Source organism: Paenibacillus alkalitolerans (assembly GCF_016482785.1).
Lineage (GTDB): Bacteria > Bacillota > Bacilli > Paenibacillales > YIM-B00363 > Paenibacillus_AE > Paenibacillus_AE alkalitolerans.
The window spans coordinates 1-16,429 of record NZ_JAEMXM010000022.1 but is presented as its reverse complement, the minus strand read 5'-3'; the positions used below and the strand labels follow the sequence as shown (position 1 = coordinate 16,429).

The 16,429-nt window shown below is 44.6% G+C and carries 18 protein-coding genes and 1 pseudogene; 7 read left to right on the top strand and 12 right to left on the bottom strand.

What is annotated here, in order from left to right; all coding sequences use genetic code 11:
• Positions 1-122: 122 nt before the first annotated feature.
• The 4 genes and pseudogenes from JET16_RS23860 to JET16_RS23845 all read right to left on the bottom strand — a co-directional run bounded on the left by JET16_RS23860 (position 123) and on the right by JET16_RS23845 (position 4,940).
• Positions 123-3,260, bottom strand: coding sequence for a rhamnogalacturonan lyase family protein (locus tag JET16_RS23860; RefSeq protein WP_199621256.1), 3,138 nt, complete (start codon positions 3,258-3,260; stop codon positions 123-125).
• Between the two features lie 629 nt (positions 3,261-3,889).
• Positions 3,890-4,116, bottom strand: a pseudogene (locus JET16_RS23855) (NUDIX domain-containing protein); the annotation flags it as partial.
• Positions 4,117-4,153: 37 nt separating this feature from the next.
• The gene (locus JET16_RS23850; RefSeq protein WP_199621255.1) at positions 4,154-4,672 is read right to left on the bottom strand and encodes a hypothetical protein; all 519 of its coding nucleotides are present in this window, start codon (positions 4,670-4,672) and stop codon (positions 4,154-4,156) included.
• 70 nt (positions 4,673-4,742) lie between these two features.
• Positions 4,743-4,940: a hypothetical protein gene (locus tag JET16_RS23845; RefSeq protein WP_199621445.1), complete on the bottom strand. Its 198-nt coding sequence runs from the start codon at positions 4,938-4,940 to the stop codon at positions 4,743-4,745.
• Positions 4,941-5,095: 155 nt separating this feature from the next.
• Between JET16_RS23845 and JET16_RS23840 the strand changes: the two genes are divergently transcribed.
• From JET16_RS23840 to rfbD, 7 genes are all read left to right on the top strand, one after another.
• Positions 5,096-5,716 carry a TetR/AcrR family transcriptional regulator gene (locus JET16_RS23840; RefSeq protein WP_199621253.1) on the top strand — a complete coding sequence of 207 codons (621 nt, stop codon included), beginning with the start codon at positions 5,096-5,098 and terminating at the stop codon, positions 5,714-5,716.
• A 39-nt stretch (positions 5,717-5,755) separates the two neighbouring features.
• A complete protein-coding gene (locus JET16_RS23835; protein WP_199621251.1) occupies positions 5,756-6,073 on the top strand; it encodes a hypothetical protein in 318 nt (105 codons plus the stop codon).
• A gap of 245 nt (positions 6,074-6,318) precedes the next feature.
• A complete protein-coding gene (locus JET16_RS23830; RefSeq protein ID WP_199621249.1) occupies positions 6,319-7,467 on the top strand; it encodes a nucleotide disphospho-sugar-binding domain-containing protein in 1,149 nt (382 codons plus the stop codon).
• A 37-nt stretch (positions 7,468-7,504) separates the two neighbouring features.
• Entirely contained in the window at positions 7,505-8,233 is a 729-nt protein-coding gene (locus JET16_RS23825) for a sugar phosphate nucleotidyltransferase (protein ID WP_199621247.1), read from the top strand.
• A gap of 61 nt (positions 8,234-8,294) precedes the next feature.
• Positions 8,295-8,852 (top strand): dTDP-4-dehydrorhamnose 3,5-epimerase, encoded by a 558-nt coding sequence (gene rfbC, locus JET16_RS23820; RefSeq protein WP_199621245.1) that lies wholly within the window; start codon positions 8,295-8,297, stop codon positions 8,850-8,852.
• 7 nt (positions 8,853-8,859) lie between these two features.
• The gene (rfbB, locus tag JET16_RS23815; protein WP_199621242.1) at positions 8,860-9,882 is read left to right on the top strand and encodes a dTDP-glucose 4,6-dehydratase; all 1,023 of its coding nucleotides are present in this window, start codon (positions 8,860-8,862) and stop codon (positions 9,880-9,882) included.
• Positions 9,879-10,766 carry a dTDP-4-dehydrorhamnose reductase gene (rfbD, locus tag JET16_RS23810; protein WP_199621241.1) on the top strand — a complete coding sequence of 296 codons (888 nt, stop codon included), beginning with the start codon at positions 9,879-9,881 and terminating at the stop codon, positions 10,764-10,766. The genes rfbB and rfbD overlap by 4 nt, the downstream gene beginning before the upstream one ends.
• A 169-nt stretch (positions 10,767-10,935) precedes the next feature.
• Here rfbD and JET16_RS23805 read toward each other — a convergent pair whose 3' ends face one another.
• The 8 genes from JET16_RS23805 to JET16_RS23770 form a co-directional block, all read right to left on the bottom strand.
• Positions 10,936-11,271: a low molecular weight protein tyrosine phosphatase family protein gene (locus JET16_RS23805; RefSeq protein ID WP_199621427.1), complete on the bottom strand. Its 336-nt coding sequence runs from the start codon at positions 11,269-11,271 to the stop codon at positions 10,936-10,938.
• A gap of 87 nt (positions 11,272-11,358) precedes the next feature.
• The gene (locus tag JET16_RS23800; protein ID WP_233532168.1) at positions 11,359-11,598 is read right to left on the bottom strand and encodes a DUF3977 family protein; all 240 of its coding nucleotides are present in this window, start codon (positions 11,596-11,598) and stop codon (positions 11,359-11,361) included.
• 116 nt (positions 11,599-11,714) lie between these two features.
• Positions 11,715-12,260 (bottom strand): hypothetical protein, encoded by a 546-nt coding sequence (locus JET16_RS23795; RefSeq protein WP_199621240.1) that lies wholly within the window; start codon positions 12,258-12,260, stop codon positions 11,715-11,717.
• Between the two features lie 573 nt (positions 12,261-12,833).
• The gene (locus tag JET16_RS23790) at positions 12,834-13,388 is read right to left on the bottom strand and encodes a nucleotidyltransferase family protein (protein WP_233532167.1); all 555 of its coding nucleotides are present in this window, start codon (positions 13,386-13,388) and stop codon (positions 12,834-12,836) included.
• A gap of 354 nt (positions 13,389-13,742) precedes the next feature.
• Positions 13,743-14,201 (bottom strand): NUDIX domain-containing protein, encoded by a 459-nt coding sequence (locus JET16_RS23785; protein WP_199621239.1) that lies wholly within the window; start codon positions 14,199-14,201, stop codon positions 13,743-13,745.
• A 211-nt stretch (positions 14,202-14,412) separates the two neighbouring features.
• Positions 14,413-14,877 (bottom strand): NUDIX domain-containing protein, encoded by a 465-nt coding sequence (locus JET16_RS23780; RefSeq protein ID WP_199621238.1) that lies wholly within the window; start codon positions 14,875-14,877, stop codon positions 14,413-14,415.
• Between the two features lie 248 nt (positions 14,878-15,125).
• Entirely contained in the window at positions 15,126-15,593 is a 468-nt protein-coding gene (locus JET16_RS23775; RefSeq protein WP_199621236.1) for a UPF0158 family protein, read from the bottom strand.
• Positions 15,594-15,832: 239 nt separating this feature from the next.
• Positions 15,833-16,303: an arsenate reductase/protein-tyrosine-phosphatase family protein gene (locus tag JET16_RS23770; RefSeq protein WP_199621234.1), complete on the bottom strand. Its 471-nt coding sequence runs from the start codon at positions 16,301-16,303 to the stop codon at positions 15,833-15,835.
• Positions 16,304-16,429: the final 126 nt, after the last annotated feature.

Below are 16,429 nucleotides of genomic sequence, written 5' to 3'. Positions count from 1 at the left end.
TGCACTGTAATATTCATAGGTTAATTAACACACCTCCGGTCCAATGATACAAACATACCTATAATAATAGGGTTAAACAGAATGATCTGTCTAACCCCACCAATAATAACTTTATTTCGAAATTATCGATTCCATATATCAATTAGCTTTTGAGCGTCGGCGGTTAAATTAGCCTTTACTTGATCTTCCACCTGATCTTTAAGTCCATTATTATTCAGGTGTTTAATAAAATGTTGCATGTGCTTCACCGCTTGGTCAGGTCTTCCAATATCTAACTGATGCCGCACCTGATTCAGATCATTCGCCAACATAGCTTGCAACGGCCCATTCAATTCAAGACTTACCGTATGTTTCATTGCATTAACATTTGGCGTATAATCGATATTTTTTGCGTCTAATTCTCCGGCAAGAACGGTGTCTCTGATATCTTCACCCAGGTAGAAGCCGATATGCGGAGGCTGATTGTAGGTTGTATTTTGCCATGCAATACCTGTTCTATAGACAGGATCATGCATTAAAGTATATAGCCTGTACGGAGTAGGGATCGTTGTACTGTATATTCTGAGCTCCGAATCGTCCGGCGTGCGGTAGATCGCTTCTTCACGCCAGTCGCCAAGAATATCTGCTTGTAACGTCGGATTGGCCTTGGTGCCGTTATTACTCACAACGCCTTCGAAGCTTCTGATCACGCTCGCTTCGCCTGTTGTTTCGTTATATTTTGTAATGGAAGTGCCATCCAGCAATTCGTGCAATAAATCTCCGTCCCAGTAAGTGACAAAGTTAACGGGAAGGCCTATTTCCCTAAAACTGTCCGCTACTACATGTCCTTGTACGTTATAGACGCCACCGCCTGTTTCAACCGTTGTGCCGCCTGTCCCCCAGAACTCATAACCAGGCGAAGATGTGATATTCGCCGCTACACCTCTGCCTGCATCCTTATAAGCATAAAACGCTTGCAGCGTTTCCCCTGTTGCGCCATCGTGGTATTCTACTGATGCCACTGAGGTAGCTTCATGTACGCCAAAGACATGGAGTCCTTCCCGGTCGGGGTCGAAGGCCCCTACATGGAGGGCATCGCCGTGAGAGCCTTGTACGCGTCCCATTTCTCCATCCATTGCATATAAAATAGTTCCGTCATGATCAAGAGTCAGCGAGCCGGCTATGATTTCATCAAAACCGTCATTGTCGACATCGCCGACGGCCAGGTTATGGTTGCCTAAACCTTCCCCTCTGCCTGCTTCGTCCGTATCGAACGTCCATAATTCTTGGAGCTCGCCATCCACTAAACTGTATGCCGCAAAGGTTGTTCTTGCATAATATCCTCTGCCATAGACGGCGCTCGGAGTAATCCCATCCAAGTAAGCGAGCGCAGAAAGAAATCGGTCCGAACGGTTATAGAAGTTATCCCCCCAAGAGATCCCGCCATCTCCTTCTACCTTCTCCACAGGAAATGCAAAATCAATGGTATCAATCACTTCTCCCGTCTCTCCGTCGAATACGGAAATATATTCCGGTCCGCTGAAGACATGGCCGCCGTCATTGATCCAATCCGCTGCCGGATCCCCTATCACGCTGATGACTTTGCTGCTGTCGTAGACACCGTCAGTAGCTCCATATACGGTTGTGCCATCCGCCGTTTTAATGGAGAATTCCGACTTGCCGTCATTATCCATATCTCCTACGACAAATTGATGATACTGAGGTCCGGAAGTCAGATTAGGTCCCATATTGATGCGCCATAGCAGTGTGCCGTCCAATTTATAAGCATCAAAGATGGTCGGACCAGTAATCACATCTTCCAAGGCCATCATGGCGTTCGACGGTCTCCACAAAACAATCAGTTCGTACTCGCCGTCACCGTCTAAATCTCCCACACTCGCATCGTTCGAACTATAAGTGTAATCTCCTGTGGCAGTCGTTCCGCCCTCAGGTTTTTGTAACGGGATGGAAAGATAATCCTTGGATGCCGCCGTTACTTCATTGTTTTCTGCGGCAACTCCACGGATAAGCGTCTCCACCGTATAGGTGTCTCCAGGCACACCTTCCGGATCGGAATAATTAGTTACTGTTAATGGATCGGTGTTTAACTTCCGGCCATTACGATAAACGTTAAACTTCACATCTTTATCGTATTCATCTGCAAGCAAACGCCAGCTGATAAATATGCCGTCCTCCGACTTCAGTGCGATTACTCCTCTGTCAAGCCATTCTGCCTGTTGCGGCAAATCAACGGGGCTTAAACGATTATATACATAGAGTGTTGCTGACCGGTTGAAGACGTTCTCTATGCCTTCTGTTTCGACAATCGTCCCCCTAAATTCATAAACACCGGATTGACCGGGGTTCCATTGGACTCCTGTTTCCACCCACTCGCTGATCGGTACATCGATATTTGTGCCGTCCGCAAGTGTAACCGGTACGGTTGCCGGCAAACCAATCGAATCTATGTCTTCCGATGTTTCGCCTACATAAACTCTGTGATACGGCAGTTGATCCACTTTCACGATGGCATTATCGGGCAGCGGCACATGATAGATTCCGAAATTATCAAGGTATGTCGTCCATGTCAAGTTATTGCCGGATGTGCGCACGCCTACCAGCTTAATTGCACTGAAAGAACCGTTGAAATCTACGCCATTTAGCGAAGAAGTATATTGTTCCGCTGCGCCGTTTTGATCCGTAAGGCTTAACTTTACTTCGTTGTTAACAAGGTCAAAAATAACCAGTACATGATACCAGGCTTCCGGATCGGAAATATTTGTTGCGGCACGATCCTGTTTCCCGGCATAAAAGGATAGATTTGCACTGTTCGTATGATTCAATGTAAATATCGAATTGTTTGCGCTGTCAAAAAATTTCACTTCGCCGCCGTTTTCATATTGATGGTTTCCTTTATCGTTCACATTTCCGGGATACCAATCAAATTCGAATCGAACTTTTGATCCTTTGACCGGTGAAGATAATTCTTTCGTTGCAATGCGTCCTCCGGACTGATCAACGATGTTGTATTGCAGCTTAGGCGTCGTATTTCCAGCAATCTCTTCTCTATGAATGGCAAGCGTGGAAGCGAATGGAACGAATCCCCAAAATTCCGGGACTACTTCACCCTCATCGCCGAAGTCGGTATAATCCACCGTTTCATAGGCGTCAACGTCCACGTTGTTTGATTCTTCACCAAAAGCAGTCGGAATATTCGATAATAAGAGAAGCAATGCGATTAGGATAATAAAACACTTCCTTGTCTTTTCACGAATACTCATTTATTATCTTCCTCCTTCTTTTGTCATACCGACAATATCTCCCTTGGAAAAAAAAGATGCCATGAGTTGTATCTAAGCTGCTAAAAAATAAATCAAACGAGCAACTCAGAGGTCAAGCTCCGCTGTGTCCTATCTCCCCCTCCCTGCTGCTTTGCGCTCCATCAGACGTCCTCTTTGGTTCGTTTGAATGATCGGTCATCTCTTATACTAGCTTCTTACAAAATAGAATGTCTATTGTACATTTTTGAACTAGTTTCCAGTACAGAGTTATACATTTTTGCTTCTTTGGACTTTTTTGATTTGTGGTCACATTTTTCCGTAAACAGTCACTGAATCCCCGAACGGCTGTCGAAATAAGGCGATTAATGAGAATATATGCGGTTGCCTAGGAAATAACTCTGTCAACGAATTTTTTTACTAGAGTAAAATAGCCAAAATCCCCGTATTGTACAGAAGGAATTAGGCTATTGGCGAACAGCAGGATACGTTGTTATCGGAAATTAAATGAGTTATTACATGAACGTAAGGAATCATTGATAATACATTTCATGTTAAACGGGATATCTGAAAGTTCAAACCTGCATCACTTCCCGGATTATGTTATAGGGTCAGCGCACGAATGAGCCGGCATACTCGTCTTTACCCGCTTTATAGACAATATCTTTAACAAGCAGCCGGTTTCTTCTCTAACTTCTCTAATCGCTGCGTCAACTATGCTTTCCGGGAAAAATTCGACCTTTCCTCCGGGAGCAAGGTAGCCTGGAAATCCGCGATTATCCGGTCTATTAACCAATAAAACTTTCTCACCGTCTTGAATCATACACATTGTGAAGATCTTGTATGTAACTGCGTACATTTCTGACAATTCGCTTTTATTAATCGACCTCCACTCATTATTTTTTATCCAGTTCATTTTTAATGATTTTCAACATTTCATTTCGAATAACTCCACTAAAATAACTAATAATCATCCAATAAATCGCAAACTTTCTTTTCGCACTGCCGCTTGTACAATGTATCCGCGTTTCAGTAGTTAGATATAAATCTTCTTGCTCCTTCTCAATAAGGAAATTCCAGGCCGCTTTTATATAGTCAGATTCATCAAACCTAATGAACTCATCCGGGTTTGCACTTCTGATGTTTCCTTTAAGCTTCCAAGGTTGAGCGATTAATCCGAGTACAATTTCGCTTTTATTCCGATCTAACAAAATAAAACCGACGCGCAATGCATTACCAACATTTATGTTCTTAGTCGGCAATCCGCGTAAGAAGAACAGGGTCCTTATCATTCTCGAGTTACCGAAATCCACTTCACTCATCATTGAAAGATCAGGAATGTTCTTGTGATTCAACCGAATTTTGTTCACTTTAGCAAAGTCCCAGTTAGGCAAATACTTATCAATTAGCTTCACGCAATCCACCTCCGCTTTCAATTATTGTATAAAAAGCCAACCCCATCATCCCCGGAGTTGGCGGCAACACCTATTCCTTTTCAATTTTGAAAGTAAATTTCCATTCGGCGGTATTGCCGGAATATCTCCCCCTGTTCTCTTTTACAGTAACCGAGAGTGACTTACCCATTGATTTCTTTATCGATGAAACTTTAACGGAAATTTCCTTTGTGTTTTTGGTCAAAGCCAGAAAAGTAAGCAGCAAGAGTTTTATAAGCCTTTGAGGCATTATTTTCGTCTCCCTGTAGAAATATATAGATTTAAATTTCAACGGGGCATTGTTTATTCCTTTTTTTCCGACATTTTCGCTTGACAAAAATGACCAGTGAACACTATTATCAAACTGTACAGTTCAGTTTGATTATTTCAATAGGAGGTTGCGATTTGGAACCAAAAGAACTTTCATCCAGAGCACGCGCAAAGCAGGCTCAGATCCGATCGGCGGCTGAACGCTTATTCCTTCACAACGGATTTGCAGCTACGAGCATGGATGCCATTACAGCCGAAGCAGGGGTTTCCAAACAAACCGTATACAGCTACTACCCAAGCAAAGAAGATCTTATGGTTGACGTTTTAAAGCAATTGATTCAAAGCTTGACCGAAAATTTATTTTCAATCGGAAATAATCCGTTGAACAGTCGGGAAGAGTTGCAGCAAGTATTGAACAATCTGGCGCTTCAATTCATCTCCGCCTTGATGCAATCCAACTATCTGGCACTGGTACGGGTAATCATTGCGGAGTCCAGCCGGTTTCCCCAGCTGGGAAGTCTTTTCCGCTCGACCGTTCCGGATCAGGTTATGAACAGCGTTTCCGCCATTCTGGAGCAGGCGAAAATGAACGGATTGATCAATGTGGTTGACGTCCATACTGCCGTGCGCATGTTTGTCGGACCGCTGCTTACTTATATTCTTCTTGATGGCCTTCTGGTTACCGATCGCCCGCCTCAACAGCCCGATCCTGAAGACGTTAAAGCGATTGTCCGTCTTTATATGAAAGCTTTGTAGGAATCATCAAACTTAATTATTTATGAAGGAGAGAGTACGATGTATGCAAGTATTCGCCACTACCGAATGGCGGCTGGTTCAATCGACGACCTGATGCATCGGGTCGATACAGAATTCGCCGACCGTCTCCAGGAGAAACTCGGTCTCCTCTGCTACCAGGCGATCGACACGGGTAACGGGACGATCATGACGATCGCACTTTTCGAATGTGAGGAGCAGTGCAGACAGGCAGAAGCCGCAGCGGAGGGAGTGCGGGACAGCCTGTCTGAGTTCCGGGTCGAGTGCACGGACATTTTCACGGGCGAGGTGATGGTGAGCAGGGCGACTGAGCATCTTCTCAAGCCGATCCATCATTGAAAGGCCCCGGCTTGGGATACGCCTTTGGAATTTCGCCTACGATCAAGCTAATGAGACTTTGCAGCCCCAAAACGAATAATGCCTTTCTTTCTACTTAGATCTGCAGAAGGAGTTGTGTTATTTCGGTTTGGGGCAACTTGATGTTCAGGAAAGGAGGTGGTTGAAGCGGCAAATGCAGTGTAAAGAATACGCTGAACGTCTTTGTTGGTATTCGCACGATCAATATTTTTAGGAGGCATATCACGATGAAGATTCTGTTCACCAGTTTTCCCGGTCTCGGGCATTTTTTACCTGTTGTCCCTCTTGCGTGGGCGGCACGTGCCGCCGGGCACGAGGTACTCGTCGTCACGACCGGTCCGGCGGTAGAAGCGAGCGGCCGGGCGGGATTGCCGACCGTAGAAGCTTCGCCAGAGGTTGATATCATGGCAGCGATCCAAAAAAGTGCCGTACAGAGCTTTCAAGATCCTTTCTCGAGCGCCAACCTGGCGATTACTTCCAAATGGATGGCGGAAATCAGCCATTATACGGCTGATCGCACCGTTCAGATCGCCCGGTCATGGAAGCCGGATGTGATCGTTCAAACGCCATTCGAAGCCGCCGGCTCTCTCGCCGCTACTCTTCTATCCGTCCCAACGCTGGTCCATGGGTTTGGCATTCTATCATTAGGCAAAATGTCCGGTTTCATGAACCTGATTTACGAGGCCATGCGTCCGGTGTCCGAACGGATTGGCTTGACGGGAGATTTAGTCCGCCCGTCGGCGATCATTGACACATGCCCGCCCAGTATGCGTGAGTCCGACCGGCCGCCCGCATGGTTCGTCCGCTATGTTCCTTATAACGGAGGCGGCTTGCTCCCCGATTGGCTGCTGGAACCGACTTCGAGACCACGCATCTGCATCACACTTGGCACGGTACTCCCCCATCTGGCGGGGATCGGAGGGATAAGCGGGATCATTGAGGCGGTGCGTCACCTGGATGCAGAGGTTATTTTGGCACTTGGCGGGTCAGATCCGTCTGCGCTGGGGCCATTGCCGTCAAATGTTCGCACTATCGGTTGGGTCCCTCTAAGCGCATTAATTCCCTCCTGCTCCGCCATTATCCATCACGGAGGAGCGGGGACGACGATGAATGCCGTCGTGGCGGGCGTTCCGCAGCTAGTACTGCCTCATGGAGCGGACCAGCACATAAACGCGAACGCCGTTAAGCAGCGCGGGATCGGGCTTGCGTATTTGCCCGGGCAAGCCGATGTGGAGACGGTGAAATTCAGCCTGAAGCAGTTGCTTGAGGATTCCGGCTTTACCCGGGCAGCCCAAGATGTCAAGGAGGAAAATCTGAAGCAGGTCCCTCCTGCCAGCATCGTTCCTCGTCTTTCGGAATTGACAGGCCGGAGTTGAATCCGAAAAATTCAATCGAAACAGGAGGCGGATAGTGATGAAAGGGGTAATTCTTGCCGGGGGAACCGGTTCCCGATTGTACCCGCTGACAAAAATCTCAAATAAACATGTGCTGCCTGTAGGAAAGTACCCGATGATCTATTACCCGATTTATAAGCTGCTGCAAGCCGGCATACGCGAAATTCTGATCGTGACGGGCAAAGAACATACGGGAGCTATCGTAAATCTTTTGGGGAACGGGCGTGAATTTGACGCGGAATTCACCTACAAGGTACAAGAAGAGGCAGGCGGAATTGCTCAAGCTCTCGCATTGGCTGAAACCTTTGTGGGCACGGACTTGTTTACTGTCATACTTGGCGACAACGTCTTCAGCGACCGGATTGGATCCTATATCGATAAGTTTAAGGAACAATCGCACGGTGCCAAAGTTCTGATCAAACAAGTTCCGGACCCGCAACGCTATGGTGTTCCGGAATTGAAAAACGATCGGATCGTTTCCATTGAGGAAAAACCCTCTCTTCCGAAAAGCACGTATGCGGTAACCGGGATATACATGTATGACAGCCGGGTCTTTGACATTGTGAAGACAGTGAAGCCATCCGGTCGCGGCGAACTGGAGATTACAGACGTCAATAACGAATATATCAAGGCTAACGAATTAACCTACGATGTGCTTCAAGGGTGGTGGACGGATGCCGGCACTCATGAGTCGCTGGCGAGAGCGAATGAATGGGCCAGGGAAAGCGATTATATGATTTCGTGCTAATTTTTTTCAGTGAATCCGAAAATGTGGAATTGAAATATGTAGAAATAGGAGACGCGACGCCATGATTGTAACGGAAATACTTTTGCCCGGGGTCAAATTGATCGAACCAGCTGTGTTCGTTGACCCCCGGGGCTTTTTCTCGGAAAGCTACAACGAACGAAAGTTTCACGAGAACGGAATTTGTATCCGGTTTGTCCAAGACAACCATTCCCTCTCCTTGGAAGCCGGAGTTCTGAGGGGACTCCACTACCAGCTTTCGCCTAAAGCGCAAACCAAGCTAGTCCGCTGCACAAGAGGCGCCATTTTCGATGTAGTCGTTGACATTCGCCGGGGGTCGCCCGCTTACGGCCGGTGGCAGGGGTTCATTTTATCGGCGGACAACCATCGACAACTACTGGTGCCGAAAGGATTTGCACACGGCTTCTGCACACTGGTCCCCAACTGTGAAGTGCAGTATAAGGTTGACGAATATTATTCGCCGGAACATGAACGCGGCATTGCATGGAACGATCCGGCGCTTGGCATCGACTGGCCGGTGTCGAAGCCGGTCCTGTCCGGGAAAGACGGCACATACCCGAACTTGGCCGGGGCCGAATCGAATTTTGAGTACGAAGGGTGAATGAGATATGAGAATTTTTGTAACCGGAGGGGCCGGCTTTATCGGCAGCAACTTTGTTCACTTCATGTTGACAAATCATCCCGAATATAAAATCCTCAATGCCGATGCTTTGACCTATGCCGGGAGCGTTGAAAATTTGCGAGCCGTCGAAAACCTTCCAAACTACCGTTTCGTCAAAGCCGATATTGCGGACCGTGCGGCGATGGAGCCGCTTATTCGTGAAGGCGTCGACGTGATCGTCAACTTTGCGGCAGAGTCTCATGTGGACCGCAGTATTCTACAGCCCGATCTTTTTGTAAGAACCAATGTGCTCGGCACCCAAACGCTGCTCGACTTGGCCGTGCAATATGGCGTCACCAAGTTCGTACAGGTTTCGACGGATGAAGTTTACGGTACGCTTGGGGACATTGGAATGTTCACGGAACAATCGCCGCTTGCTCCGAACAGTCCTTATTCGGCCAGCAAAGCGGGCGCCGATCTGCTCGTCCGCGCATACCATGAGACGTTTGGCATGCCCGTCAATATCACGCGCTGCTCCAACAATTACGGACCGTTTCAATTCCCGGAGAAATTGATTCCGCTCATGATTCATAACGCCCTGAACGACAAACCGCTTCCCGTATACGGCGACGGGCTTCATGTCCGGGATTGGCTTTATGTCGAAGATCACTGCAGCGCAATAGACTTGGTGATTCACAAAGGACGCAACGGTCAAGTGTACAATGTCGGGGGACGAAACGAGCGGACCAATCTCGACGTCGTCCGAACAATCCTTGCAGAACTCGGCAAGCCCGATTCGCTTATCGCCTTCGTAAAGGATCGCCCGGGTCACGACCGCCGTTATGCCATCAACGGTGACAAAATCCGTCATGAACTCGGATGGGCACCGAAATACGAGTTCGAGACCGGTATCAAAGCCACCATCCGGTGGTATTTGAACAACGGCGAATGGATGAAGCGGGTGCTATCCGGCGAGCACATGAATGAATTCGTCAAGCAATACAGGGAGCGATTGGAGGCGAATAAATGAGTGGGAAGTGTTTCACCGTGCTCGTTACCGGGGCGAACGGGCAGCTTGGCCAGGAGCTGACGCTGTGGAACGCCGGGGATGCTGCCGAAGCGGACGCGGCGCTGAATATTGTCGGATTCGGACGCGACACGCTGGACATCACAATTTTTGGCGATTGCAGGCGGGTGTTTGCCCAACACCGTCCCGACGCTGTCATTCACTGTGCCGCTTACACTGCCGTCGACCGTGCGGAATCGGAACCCGATGAAGCGTATCGGATTAATGCCGCCGGTACGCGCAACGTAGCAGTTGCCGCTCGCGAAATCGGCGCCAAGCTTACGTACGTCAGCACCGATTATGTGTTTGATGGGAGCGGCACCCGGCCTTACAGCGAATATGACCGACCAAATCCGCAAACGGTTTACGGCAAATCGAAGCTGGCAGGCGAACAATTGGTTCAAACGCTGCACGAACGTTACTTTATCGTTCGAACCTCGTGGCTATATGGACGTCATGGAAACAATTTTGTGAAAACGATGCTGAAACTCGGCTCGGAGCGGGAGCGGCTGAAGGTGGTGCACGATCAGGTCGGATCACCCACTTCTACGCTCGATCTGGCCCGATTCCTGCTTGAACTTGTTCGGACCGACTATTACGGGATTTATCACGCCTCCAATGCCGGATCTTGTTCGTGGTACGAGTTTGCCAAAGCGATATTCGAGGAAAGCGGCTTGAAGGTGCAGGTTGATCCCTGCACGACCGGTCAGATACCACGACCGGCACCGCGTCCGGCGTATTCCGTAATGGATCGCATGGCAATCCGGGTGAATGGATTAACGGATCTCCCACATTGGAGAGAGGCGTTGCGACAATATGTGAGGATGGAGAAAGAATGCCGGTCATGACGACCAGAGCGAACGCTCCCGGCAGGAGCCCGCTCATCCGCTCAACTAAATCCATTTTTAGACCAATCTCTTCCCCATCATTATCGTCTTATCACTTACAAAGTAATTATTCTATAAAACGCTTCTGCGAGACTGATCTCTTAGCCGGTGCAGCGTTGTCCGTGTACATTCAAAAATCTTCTGGTATTTCTATCTGTTCTGACACTCTTGATTTTAATATCTCGATTAAGTCCTCATCCATATACCCATAATCATCAGGAATATCAAGACAAATTACTTTTTTTTTATGAAGTTCATGGTTATATTTACCCCTCAGTCTCCGCATATGCTTCTTTTCCATCACAAATATCACATCGGCCCAACCAATGTGCCCTTGTGTAACTTTTACCCTTGCACCCTCTTCAGTCCCTGCTGATCTAACTTCATAACTAGATAAAACACTGAAGATCTTTTCCGCAGTTAAACTTCTCCATTTATTCCTACTACATATGAACAATAATTTGATTGGTTTCACCTTCGTTCTCTAGCCTCTTGCTAGCTTTTCCATAATACCAGATAATGTATCTTGCATTAATAACTGAGCTTTCTCGACTTACAAACCAAAAAATCCAACTATTATCTTTATTTTCTTTTTATCCTTTGTTGAAATCTTTATAACATCTCTTGAATCAATTATTAATACTTTCTTCCCTATCCAGATCCTTAAATATATTGATTTCAATTCAAATGGATTTATAAATCCTTTAACTTCTGTTTCAGTCCCATCTTCATCTTCAAGTTCAGATCTAATAAACCACGTATTTCCAAACCCTATCTCAATATATTTCTTCAAAATGATATCTCCAATTAAGTAAATTTGCATATTATCACCTGTTACCTTTTTAAATCTAGGACAATTTTGAGTAACGTTTCCGTGTTCACGACGTCCCACCGACTTAAGGCCAGAAGTTATTGCCCTCCTGACCTACTCACATAATTTCTTTTACCCAGTTCATTTTTTATGATTTTCAACATTTCATTCCGTATAACTCCACTAAAAAAGCCAATAATTGACCAATATATCGAAAATTTCTTTTTGGCATTGCTGCTTGTACAATGTATCCGCGTTTCCGTAGTTAAATATAAATCTTCCTGCTCCTTTTCAAAAAGAAAATTCCAAGCCGCTTTTATGTAGTCAGATTCATCAAACCGAATAAACCCATCCGGGTTTGCATTCCTAATGTTTCCCTTAAGTTTCAAAGGTTGAGCAATTAGTCCGAGTACAATTTCTTTATTATTCTGCTCTAACAAAATAAACCCTGCGAGCAAAGCGTTACCAATATTTATGTTCTTAGTCGGCAATCCGCGTAAGAAGAACAAGGCCCTAAAAATTCTCGACTTCCCAAAATCCACTTGAGTCATCATTGAAAGATCGGGAATGTCCTTATGATTCAACCGAATCTTGTTCACTTTAGCAAAGTCCCAGTAAGGTAAATACTTATCAATAAGCTTCATGTAATCCACCTCCGAAGGAGCGGCTATGCTTGCGCATTAGCCGTTTCGATTAGTGTATAAAAAGCCAACTCCATAATCTCCGGAGTTGGCGGCAAAGAGCTATTCTTTTTCAATTTTAAATGTAAATTTCCATTCGGCTGTATTACCGGAATATCTTCCCCTGTTATCCTTCACAGTAACCGAGAGCGATTTATCTATTGACTTCTTTATCGATCAAACTTTAACGGATATTTCCTTTGTGTTTTTATCTGGGATCTTGTCCTGCTCTTCTGCGTAAGCTTTCAACTTAATAGTATCTGTCGTTTTTAATTTCAACGACTTAGGTGAGCCTAACTCAATTTTCTTACCATTCACGTACCCAATAGTTACCCAGTCGTTGCCAATTCGATTTGGTTTCTGCTTGTACCGGCAAACTAAAGGTCAAAGCCAGAAAAGTAAGCAGTCGATTTTTATAAGCCTGTGAGGCATTATTTTCATCTCCCTGTAGAAATATATAGAAACAGAGTTCTACGGGGTGGTTGTTTTTTCCTTTATTTTTCTTTCCACAATCTCTTCACATCAACTAACACTTCATCACTGATCCTCAATAAACCGTAATCGAGGCCAAGTCTCAAGCCATTTCTTGCTTCGTACTCTTATGCAGAAGTACTCTCTATCCTTATAATGCGGACTTCTTCTAATCACCAAATTAAATAAATCTTTCAATCCATGCGGTGCAATTATTTCAATATTCATATTCTTATCAAGTCTTATTCCGACAGCTGTAGCAGTTTCCGGCCATCTTTTCATAGCGTCCGCTACTGATTTATATGGTTTATCATCATTTCTTAAATGCATCCTAGCTTGATTTTTGCAAGACCAGTTATATTCTTGTAAATTATTCTTTAAAATGGTTTCGTATTTCTTTTCTGAGTCTTCACTTAGATCGTAAGGGTCATAATAAAGAACATCAACATCGTTCAATGGAGTGCAGTTCGAATAGCAGTGTAAGTAATCCCAAACATAATTTCGAACATATCCTGCTGCAATACACCAATCAGGTAAACCGAGCTCTCGAACGAGATAAAGATCTCTCATCAGATTATTATGGGTATGCATGATTTGGGTAAGTTTTTCCATAAGCATCATTTTTTTATCCTCTTTTTCGATCTGGTTGCCGAATGACCCGGAATGCGGTGTTATATGATACTCTCTTCACATGTTTATCTTCTCAGTATCCTTTTTACACTAAATCTGCTATCATCATCGGATTGCATTCACGAATCCCCCACCACCTTAAAGGAAGCCTGGAGACCTAGATAGCACTTATCTTAGTCTCCCGGCTTTCTGGCCGCGATGCGGTTAGGTGGTGCGGGGTTGTCCGCTGAATCCGCCTCCCCGAAATGCCTCTTGCGGACCGAGGGACAGCGTTGCTGACCCGATGCGTGAATGTGGTGTTTTACGACGATGCTGACATCTTCGAGATTCAATCACAGTGTTTTATTAATTTGTATCCCCGAGGTATACACGTGATTTAACTTTGCTCTTTATGATGTTTCCAAGTGTCTTTGGGTAGAGTCTTATTTGTTCTATACTCTTAAGATCAACCCATTCTATTCCTACTTGGTTAGAGTCCGGGTTAATTCCATTCCATAATTCTATATTAATATCCTTCAACTGACACTTATAATAAAACTCAACCTGATGGGCGTCGGAATCCCATTCTGCAAATTCATGATTCTTTCCGATATATTCCCTTACATACATTAGCTCATGGACAATTATTTCAGCACCTATTTCTTCAATACACTCGCGAAATAGTGTATTCGTTAATTCCTCACCAAACTCTTGACCGCCTCCAGGAAATAAATAAAAATATCCAAATTGGTCTTGATTTTTAGTTAAAAGAATCTTTTCATCATGAATTATTATTGCTTTAGCAGAATTACGGATAGGTTTCATTTTTTCTCCTTTGTTTTTCAGTAGTCGTCTCTTGCATTCACGAACCCTCGACCGACTTAAAGCCCGTAGGGCCGGGCAAATGCGCTTAGTCGGTGCAGGGTTATCCGCTGATTCCACTACTTTGAAAATGCCCCTTGCGGACCGAGGACAGCGCAGCTGGCAGATGCGTGAGTGCGGTGTTATAAGATGTCCCTGCCTTCATGCTTAACCCTCAAAATTCATATGTATTCTTAGAATCACTATATTCGGTTCTATATTTCTTTAATTTTCCCTTATCTATTATTTTATTCCACTCATCATACATTTTGTAATATATTTCTCCATATGCCAGTTGATCTGGTAGTGTGTTACAAAACTTTATCTCTTCAATTTCTGAATCTGGTAATGTTCCAATTTCATCTATGTTCACATAAAAATTCATTCCATAACTTCCATTCATTAAATATATTCCGTATGGAATTAATTCAAAACTAACTGCTCCCGTTTCTTCATATAACTCTCTACTTGCTGCCTTTAGTAATTGTTCTCCTTCTTCTCTTTTTCCTCCGGGCAATTCCCATAAGTCTTTGTTCTTGTTTTTTATTATCACTAGATTTTCTTTATACTCAGCAATCATGACAACATATTTAATAATGTCGTAATTTACTTCTGATAGGCCAAAACTGGTTATTTCCATCCTTTATTCCTTTCCTTTAGTTTATTTTTCTGGCTTTTATTTTGGTTTTGCAGGGATTTCTTATAACGTCTCTCGCATTCACGAACCCGCACCGGCTTAGATAGCTCCTATCTTAGCCAGTGCGGGTTGTCCGCTGAATCCACTTCCTCGAACATGCCTCTTGCGGACCGAGGGGCGACAGCCCCGATGTTGAATGCGGTGTTATACGACGTCAACCTGAGTTACTTACATATTTTTGTTCTTCTCCATTATTCTTCATATTCCAAACCATTGTCATTACACCACTCGATTGCTTTCTGCTTGTAACACTCGTCACGATATTGATACCACTCTTGTGTTATCCCTAATTCATTAACTTTGTCCTTGAACCTTCTAAAGGCACCTTTCCCCCGGATAGCATCCAATAATATTTCCATTTTTCTGTTATCTTTAATTGTGTAACTGAAATCCTCCATCATCTCATATTCATTAATTTCAAATCGTGTTGGCAACTCTTCATAATCCTCAAAATTTTCAATTACATCAATCGTAAGTCTCATATTAACTTGTTGCCAATCCTTTAATTTCTTAATTTCATCCTCCTCTATTTCTTCTGCAGTTCTTAGATCATCTTCCGATACTGAAACAACCTCTCCTGTCCTCCGGCATAAATATGTATTTGTTCCTTCAAATTGCATTTCCATGCCATCAATTATTTCTTGTAATTTAATTTTCATGATCTTCACCTGAATTTTTCAATGTAATTTGATACTAATAATTTTTTCTCTCTTCTGTTTATAACGTTTCCGTGTTCACGACGCCTCACTGCCTTAAGGTCACGTAGTGACCGGCCGCGACGCGGTTAGACAGTGCAGGTGTGTCCCGGCAATCACTTCTTCGACTTTTCTTCCGGGACCGAGGGGGCTTGTCCCCGAAGCATGAACACATCGTTAGACGAAGGAACTTTGAATAACTTTCACATATTGATCTTGTACTTCTTACTAATATTCCTTATCAGTTCAGGCATTGCATCATCGAAATATTGCACTAAAGATCTCATTTGTTGTTCAAAATTCTCATTATCCGGAGTTCCAATATTTACTGGAGAATTTTCTCCCTTATAAATCTCATTGAACAACGGTATATCCCGATTATATTCTTTTTTGATAAAGTTTTTATGTAACTCACTCATTCCAATGATCAGATCGTACTGCTCAAAACATTTCTTCGTGAACGGGGTCCTTGTCCAGTCGGTAGTATCTATACCCTTCTCTTCAAGAATTTTGAAATGAAGTTTTGAGTATTTACTTATATCACTATTAGCTCGAATCCCAGCCGATGTAACAGAGATATCATTTAACTGATTCTTTTTTAAATAGTCCTTGAGACAAAATTCGGCTGTAATACTCCGTGTAAAATTATCCGTACAAACAAAAAGGATTCTCAAATATCTTCACTCCTTCGAAATCTCTGATTATAAGCGAACATAGTGAGCGACTGCTCTTGCGCAGTTAGTCTGTGCAGGGTTGTCCCTGAATCGACTTCTTCGAAATGCCTCTTGCGGACCAAGGGG